Source organism: Lysinibacillus sphaericus, assembly GCF_015844675.1.
Lineage (GTDB): Bacteria > Bacillota > Bacilli > Bacillales_A > Planococcaceae > Lysinibacillus > Lysinibacillus sphaericus_E.
Genome location: NZ_LDGC01000058.1, coordinates 1 through 3,276 on the forward strand (window position 1 = coordinate 1; position 3,276 = coordinate 3,276).

At 51.9% G+C, this 3,276-nt stretch carries 6 tRNA genes and 2 rRNA genes; all 8 read left to right on the forward strand.

The annotated features are described in order from the left end of the window. Positions 1-2,477: ribosomal RNA gene (locus ABE34_RS14480) — 23S ribosomal RNA — on the forward strand; the annotation flags it as partial. A 113-nt stretch (positions 2,478-2,590) separates the two neighbouring features. Continuing rightward, a 5S ribosomal RNA gene (gene rrf, locus ABE34_RS14485) occupies positions 2,591-2,706 on the forward strand. A gap of 10 nt (positions 2,707-2,716) precedes the next feature. Next, positions 2,717-2,792, forward strand: a tRNA-Val gene (locus tag ABE34_RS14490). A gap of 3 nt (positions 2,793-2,795) precedes the next feature. After that, positions 2,796-2,871, forward strand: a tRNA-Thr gene (locus ABE34_RS14495). Between the two features lie 4 nt (positions 2,872-2,875). Then, a tRNA-Lys gene (locus ABE34_RS14500) sits at positions 2,876-2,951 on the forward strand. Between the two features lie 21 nt (positions 2,952-2,972). Then, positions 2,973-3,057 (forward strand) — tRNA-Leu (locus ABE34_RS14505). Positions 3,058-3,103: 46 nt separating this feature from the next. Further along, a tRNA-Gly gene (locus tag ABE34_RS14510) sits at positions 3,104-3,178 on the forward strand. A gap of 5 nt (positions 3,179-3,183) precedes the next feature. After that, a tRNA-Leu gene (locus tag ABE34_RS14515) sits at positions 3,184-3,272 on the forward strand. The last annotated feature ends 4 nt before the right edge of the window (positions 3,273-3,276 follow it).

Sequence of the window (3,276 nt, forward strand, 5' to 3'; positions counted from 1 at the left end):
GGGAGGACCATCTCCCAAGGCTAAATACTACCTAGTGACCGATAGTGAACCAGTACCGTGAGGGAAAGGTGAAAAGCACCCCGGAAGGGGAGTGAAAGAGATCCTGAAACCGTGTGCCTACAAGTAGTTAGAGCCCGTTAATGGGTGATAGCGTGCCTTTTGTAGAATGAACCGGCGAGTTACGATTACGTGCGAGGTTAAGCTTTAGAAGGCGGAGCCGCAGCGAAAGCGAGTCTGAATAGGGCGAATTAGTACGTGGTCGTAGACCCGAAACCAGGTGATCTACCCATGTCCAGGGTGAAGGTGAGGTAACACTTACTGGAGGCCCGAACCCACGCACGTTGAAAAGTGCGGGGATGAGGTGTGGGTAGCGGAGAAATTCCAATCGAACTTGGAGATAGCTGGTTCTCTCCGAAATAGCTTTAGGGCTAGCCTCGTGATGAGAATACTGGAGGTAGAGCACTGTTTGGACTAGGGGGCCATCCCGGTTTACCGAATTCAGACAAACTCCGAATGCCAGATATTTATACACGGGAGTCAGACTGCGAGTGATAAGATCCGTAGTCAAAAGGGAAACAGCCCAGACCACCAGCTAAGGTCCCAAAGTAATCGTTAAGTGGAAAAGGATGTGGCGTTGCACAGACAACCAGGATGTTGGCTTAGAAGCAGCCATCATTTAAAGAGTGCGTAATAGCTCACTGGTCGAGTGACGCTGCGCCGAAAATGTATCGGGGCTAAACGATTCACCGAAGCTGTGGATTGACATCTACGATGTCAGTGGTAGGAGAGCGTTCTAAGTGCGTTGAAGTCAGATCGGAAGGACTGGTGGAGCGCTTAGAAGTGAGAATGCCGGTATGAGTAGCGAAAGACGGGTGAGAATCCCGTCCACCGTATGACTAAGGTTTCCTGAGGAAGGCTCGTCCGCTCAGGGTTAGTCGGGACCTAAGCCGAGGCCGATAGGCGTAGGCGATGGACAACAGGTTGATATTCCTGTACCACCTCCTCACCGTTTGAGAAATGGGGGGACGCAGTAGGATAGGGTAAGCGCGCTGTTGGTTATGCGCGTCCAAGCAGTAAGGCGTGTGTGTAGGCAAATCCGCACACTGTAACGTTGAGCTGTGATGGCGAGTCCGTATGGACGAAGTTCCTGATTTCACACTGCCAAGAAAAGCCTCTATCGAGGTGAGAGGTGCCCGTACCGCAAACCGACACAGGTAGTCGAGGAGAGAATCCTAAGGTGTGCGAGAGAACTCTCGTTAAGGAACTCGGCAAAATGACCCCGTAACTTCGGGAGAAGGGGTGCTCTTGAGCGTGCAAGCGCATGAGAGCCGCAGTGAATAGGCCCAGGCGACTGTTTAGCAAAAACACAGGTCTCTGCAAAACCGTAAGGTGACGTATAGGGGCTGACGCCTGCCCGGTGCTGGAAGGTTAAGAGGAGTGGTTAGCGCAAGCGAAGCTGCGAATTGAAGCCCCAGTAAACGGCGGCCGTAACTATAACGGTCCTAAGGTAGCGAAATTCCTTGTCGGGTAAGTTCCGACCCGCACGAAAGGCGTAACGATCTGGGCACTGTCTCAACGAGAGACTCGGTGAAATTATAGTACCTGTGAAGATGCAGGTTACCCGCGACAGGACGGAAAGACCCCGTGGAGCTTTACTGTAGCCTGATATTGAATTTTGGTACAACTTGTACAGGATAGGTAGGAGCCAGAGATCTCGGAGCGCCAGCTTCGAAGGAGGCGTCGGTGGGATACTACCCTGGTTGTATTGAAATTCTAACCCATGCCCCTTAGCGGGGCAGGAGACAGTGTCAGGCGGACAGTTTGACTGGGGCGGTCGCCTCCTAAAAGGTAACGGAGGCGCCCAAAGGTTCCCTCAGAATGGTTGGAAATCATTCGTAGAGTGTAAAGGCACAAGGGAGCTTGACTGCGAGACCTACAAGTCGAGCAGGGTCGAAAGACGGGCTTAGTGATCCGGTGGTTCCGCATGGAAGGGCCATCGCTCAACGGATAAAAGCTACCCCGGGGATAACAGGCTTATCTCCCCCAAGAGTCCACATCGACGGGGAGGTTTGGCACCTCGATGTCGGCTCATCGCATCCTGGGGCTGTAGTCGGTCCCAAGGGTTGGGCTGTTCGCCCATTAAAGCGGTACGCGAGCTGGGTTCAGAACGTCGTGAGACAGTTCGGTCCCTATCCGTCGTGGGCGTAGGAAATTTGAGAGGAGCTGTCCTTAGTACGAGAGGACCGGGATGGACACACCGCTGGTGTACCAGTTGTCTTGCCAAAGGCATCGCTGGGTAGCTATGTGTGGACGGGATAAGTGCTGAAAGCATCTAAGCATGAAGCCCCCCTCAAGATGAGATTTCCCATTACGCAAGTAAGTAAGATCCCTCAAAGACGATGAGGTAGATAGGTTCGAGGTGGAAGTGTGGTGACACATGGAGCTGACGAATACTAATCGATCGAGGACTTAACCAAAATGTTTGAAACATTCAATGCACGTTTATCCAGTTTTGAAAGAACAAGAAAGTTTTAAAAAAAGCTTGCAATTATAACGAAATATGTTATAATAAATCTTGTCTTTAAAATAGTCTAGTGATGATGGCAAAGAGGTCACACCCGTTCCCATACCGAACACGGAAGTTAAGCTCTTTAGCGCCGATGGTAGTTGGGGGCTTCCCCCTGCGAGAGTAGGACGTCGCTAGGCATTATACCCAGGAGGATTAGCTCAGCTGGGAGAGCACCTGCCTTACAAGCAGGGGGTCGGCGGTTCGAGCCCGTCATCCTCCACCATTTGCCGGTGTAGCTCAGTTGGTAGAGCAACTGACTTGTAATCAGTAGGTCGTGGGTTCGACTCCTATCGCCGGCACCATTTGGAGCCATTAGCTCAGTTGGTAGAGCATCTGACTTTTAATCAGAGGGTCGAAGGTTCGAGTCCTTCATGGCTCACCATTTAAATTGCCAACAAAATATGCGGGTGTGGCGGAATTGGCAGACGCACTAGACTTAGGATCTAGCGCCGCAAGGCGTGGGGGTTCGACTCCCTTCACCCGCACCATTTTTCAAATTTAATAATTGCCAGGATAAATAAATCTTATGCACATGCGGAAGTAGTTCAGTGGTAGAACACCACCTTGCCAAGGTGGGGGTCGCGAGTTCGAACCTCGTCTTCCGCTCCAAATGTGCCGGGGTGGCGGAACTGGCAGACGCACAGGACTTAAAATCCTGCGGTAGGTGACTACCGTGCCGGTTCGATTCCGGCCCTCGGCACCATTTT